Origin of the sequence: Mycobacterium sp., from assembly GCF_035570115.1 — a bacterium.
Taxonomy (GTDB): Bacteria; Actinomycetota; Actinomycetes; order Mycobacteriales; family Mycobacteriaceae; genus Mycobacterium.
Genome location: NZ_DATMLH010000318.1, coordinates 1 through 3765 on the forward strand (window position 1 = coordinate 1; position 3765 = coordinate 3765).

4 protein-coding genes and 2 pseudogenes are annotated in these 3765 nt (G+C 62.5%); 2 read left to right on the forward strand and 4 right to left on the reverse strand.

The features are described 5' to 3' along the window. Positions 1-767: 767 nt before the first annotated feature. The 3 genes from VNW74_RS29930 to VNW74_RS29940 all read right to left on the reverse strand — a co-directional run bounded on the left by VNW74_RS29930 (position 768) and on the right by VNW74_RS29940 (position 2269). A complete protein-coding gene (locus VNW74_RS29930) occupies positions 768-1370 on the reverse strand; it encodes a hypothetical protein (RefSeq protein WP_325683678.1) in 603 nt (200 codons plus the stop codon). A gap of 118 nt (positions 1371-1488) precedes the next feature. Beyond that, positions 1489-1854, reverse strand: coding sequence for a hypothetical protein (locus VNW74_RS29935; RefSeq protein WP_325683680.1), 366 nt, complete (start codon positions 1852-1854; stop codon positions 1489-1491). Between the two features lie 157 nt (positions 1855-2011). Then, complete coding sequence (locus VNW74_RS29940; RefSeq protein ID WP_325683682.1) at positions 2012-2269, reverse strand: hypothetical protein; 258 nt, start codon at positions 2267-2269, stop codon at positions 2012-2014. A gap of 364 nt (positions 2270-2633) precedes the next feature. On the opposite strand from VNW74_RS29940, the gene VNW74_RS29945 reads away from it, so the two are divergent. Together VNW74_RS29945 and VNW74_RS29950 are read left to right on the forward strand one after the other, a co-directional pair. Then, positions 2634-3317, forward strand: coding sequence for an SDR family NAD(P)-dependent oxidoreductase (locus VNW74_RS29945; RefSeq protein ID WP_325683684.1), 684 nt, complete (start codon positions 2634-2636; stop codon positions 3315-3317). Beyond that, positions 3290-3517, forward strand: a pseudogene (locus VNW74_RS29950) (SDR family oxidoreductase); the annotation flags it as partial. The gene VNW74_RS29945 and the pseudogene VNW74_RS29950, both read left to right, overlap by 28 nt. A gap of 56 nt (positions 3518-3573) precedes the next feature. On the opposite strand, the pseudogene VNW74_RS29955 reads toward VNW74_RS29950, so the two are convergent. After that, positions 3574-3765 (reverse strand): annotated as a pseudogene (locus tag VNW74_RS29955) (aldo/keto reductase); the annotation flags it as partial.

The following is a 3765-nucleotide window of genomic DNA, read 5'->3' on the forward strand; positions in this document are numbered from 1 at the left end:
CCACCCCACCCGCGGAGTAGAACCGTCGAGCTTGCACCTTTGACAGCGCGCTTACCGCGGCTATGCTCGCGGCCTTGGCGAGAGTCCAGCAGCTTGCCTGAGGCAACTTCCATGCGAAATCGCTGTCAGAGTTTGGTCTGCGCCCTACGATCCGGTCAGGGTCCCACACCAGCCAGGCAGGAGAGATCCGGGTCATGCGCGCAGCCCTACTAGCAGCGACTGCGGCACTTGCCGCGTTCACTCCGGTGCCGGTGACTCACGCCGATCCCGACCCCGATCCGCACATTCCAAATATGGCCGCCAACTACTGTCCTAACGGCGGCCCGAAATGGCTCTTTGTTAGCACCTACTGTGACGGCATGCCGTACGCGGACGGCTCATATTGGCACATCGTTCGAACGGGGTCCCAGTACTTCGGGGATACATACTCGTCCCCCAGCACGTCGCCGATGAGGTGCGTCGTCAACCCCGACGGTGGCCCGTTGCCGCAGCCAGCGCCGCCTGGCGGATGCGAAGGCGCGGTCCAGTAGGGCGTTCCCGGCTGCCCGGCCAATGTCCAGGCGACCACAAAGGTTCGGAAATAGCAGATTATGGGGCACGCGTCCTCGCCGTCGGCACACTAGCGTTTGAGTTGTTCCACACCTCGTCTGGGCGATTCACCGTCTGCTTAAGACTTTCTACAGCGGGCCCAACGGTCGGCGGGATCGTCAAGAACCCGACGGCACGGTAACTTTTTGTGAGATACCGCCCGGCCGCAACGCCCTCCGTTACGGAGTGAACGGGTTGTGGGTCGGAAGTGGCTTGATGAGTGGCGCGAGCAACTTGCCGGATTGCTCCGCGGTGAGGACATCGATCGGGTCGAGCGGGATGAACTCGCGGACCGAGTCGTCGTATTCCCATACATCCTCACCAATCAATCGGCCCCGGTCGTCGTACGGCCAAATCATGTGCGTGGCAGTCTTCACCAAATAGGTAGCGCCGGGGTCGACGGGCGCGCCGCTGCCAGCGAGTACGGTTCCGGGAGTCTGCTGGTAAAGCGTCGACGTCGAGACGATCATGGCGTCGCTGACCGCAAGCTTCTCGTCGCCGTTTCCGTAGAAGATGCACTGACCCGTTCGGGTCCACTCGCGGTAGACCCCCTTGACCGCCTCGGCCCCGTCGAGCGTAAAGGTCGCACCGAGCACGTTGAAGTGGTAGACGGGATTTTCGACCGTCATTTCAGGTGTGAAGATCTCCTCGAAGAGGCCCGCCATCTCAAGATTGCGGTGACGGTTGTAAGCGTGCAGCAGATAGAGGTGGCGTGGGTTCTTCGTCGTCTCAATCAATCGCTCGACGGCGGCGTTGGTCTGCGTGATGTCGAAGCGGTTCATCTCGTTCTCTCTGTTATGAGTCGTTTGTTTGATCTCGGACCACCCGCTTTATTATCGTCCGGTACGTGGTCCTCGCCCAAGGGCTGTTTGGCCCCGAGTTGCAGGGCGAAGAGCCGCCCTAGTCAGCCAAGCCGCCCCAGCCCGTCGACGTCGTGGTGCTCTTCGCGTAGTCGGTACCACCTACGGAGGAGACCAGGTGGACGGCCGGCCAGTCCGGCTTGCGCGCGCCGGCACTCGTACGTCCAACACTGGTCTGGATGACGACGAACGCCAAGCCGTGCGGGATGAGGGGCTCGACCCCGACGATCCCGCGGTTGTCGCGGCGATAGACGTTGTCCGATGGGAACTCTCGCTCGGCACTTGAGTCACCGCACCCGCGCGACGGGAGTCCGTGCACCGTGTCCAGGGCACCGCGTGGCGACGAGCCGATCTCGGCCTTAAAACAGTGATAGTTGGCTTTTTGCCAGGTCGTAGGTGCACGCAAAACGGTTTTAGAATCCAGACCGGGCCCCACCCTATGCGGCCTTGTAACGCTTGCGGTCGCCTGGACATTGGCCGATTTGGCCGGCGGCAACCCCACGCAAAAAGTTCGGCCCGCCACGGGGAGAGTGTGTGGCGGGCTGATATCTATTCAGACGTGCTCAGTCGTCGTCCCTGGGCTCGACGATCATGGTGACGACCGCGTCAAGCGGGAAGTCGACGGCGTACGGCCCTTCAGGAAGATCAGACGTCAGCCTGATCATCGGTGGTTCGCCAGCGCCCTTATTGTGGATGAGCTTGATCCCGTCGATGACGAAGTTCATAGGCGGTACACCATCCATGCCGGACGGCAAGAGCAGCTCGAAACCGATCTCCAGTTCGTCGATGCGGCTTTCGGTGGTCGCGTAGTGGTTCGCCATTCGCGCAACCTTATTTGCCGCCGACGTGTGTTTTTCGGCGTTGACCGGAAAACACCCCCGCCAGATGGAGGTTTTTGCCTGGCGTATGGCTCAAGTTGTCCATTTGGATAACAGTAGTGCTCATCGCTTGCACAACGCTGTGTGGGGGCCGCACGGTCGGTTGATCCGAGCGCCGGGAACGGTCGCATCGTCCTAGCCTCAAAAGCGCCACCACAAATTCCAGTGGTCAGTGTTCGGACGGCCATTACACGGGCTCGTGGGTCCATCCAGCAGATGTCCCCCGAGACTGGTCCAGGCGTGACCATCTTCACCCGTGGTGAAAAACGCTGCCCGGGAACGGAAATAGCTAGCGAAAGGCATGATCATGGCACTTCTGAAGGACAAGACTGCGTTAATCACCGGCGGTTCGACAGGCATCGGGTTGGCCACCGCCAAGCGGTTCGTCGAGGAGGGCGCGTACGTCTTCATCAACGGACGGAGTCAGGCCGAACTCGATGCGGCGGTCAAGGAAATCGGCAACAACGTCACCGGTGTGCAGGGTGACGGCAGTAAGCCAGGGGATCGCGACCGGCTCTACGCCGCGGTGGCCGACACTGGCCGGGGCCTGGACGTCGTGTTCGCCAACGCCGCGGTCATTGACGTTGCACGGATCGGCGATGTCACACACGAGCATCTGCAGAAGGCGCTGCCGTTATTGAACGACGGCGGATCAATCATCCTGAACTCGTCGAACCCGAATGCCACGGGCAGCGACGGCATCGGCGTGTACGCGGCGATCAAGACTGCCCTGCGATCAGTCGCCCGCACCTGGGAAAATGAGTTGCGGGACCGCAAGATTCGCGTGAGCGTGATCGGCCCTGATGCCACCGAGACGGCCGGCATCAACACACTCGCTGGCATGCCGAACCCTGGTCCCAACGCCGCCGAGGAGGTCGAGAACTACCAGCGCAGCATTGTTCCGCTGGCCCGCTACGGCACGGCCGAGGAAGTCGCGAACGCGGCGCTTTTCCTGGCCTCGGACCGGTCGCGGTGTTCCGCTGCGACATGATCCTGGCCGACACCACGTATACAGGTCAGCTTAATGTGCCGGACATCTTCACCCGGATCATCCTGAGCCTGGTGGCCACCGGTATCGCGCCGGGTTCGTTCTACGAACTCGACGCCGACGGCGACCGGCAGCGTGCGCATGTTGATGGTCTGCCCGTCGAGTTCATCGCCGAGGCCGTCTCAACGCTGGGGGCCCAGAGCGCGGCAAGCAGCGAAATCCTAGAGCGCAAACGCCTTCATCGTGTTTGAGCCCCTTACTATTCGCGCCCGGCCGACACACCGGTCAGGTCATCGGCGCGGTTCCCGGCGACCGCCGCGCCCGCCGCGTCCAGGGCAGTGAGCTGGGCGGGGGTCAGGGTGACCGACAACGAGCCAAGGTTCTCCTCGACGCGTGACGCCCGCCGGGTGCCGGGAATCGGTACCGAGGCCACACCGAGGGCCTCGGCGCG

What these genes read in the sequence shown, in the direction of transcription:
- VNW74_RS29945 (WP_325683684.1), top strand. Translation starts at nt 2,634, where the DNA reads ATGGCACTTCTGAAGGACAAGACTGCGTTAATCACCGGCGGTTCGACA.
- VNW74_RS29940 (WP_325683682.1), bottom strand. Translation starts at nt 2,269, where the DNA reads ATGGCGAACCACTACGCGACCACCGAAAGCCGCATCGACGAACTGGAG.
- VNW74_RS29930 (WP_325683678.1), bottom strand. Translation starts at nt 1,370, where the DNA reads ATGAACCGCTTCGACATCACGCAGACCAACGCCGCCGTCGAGCGATTG.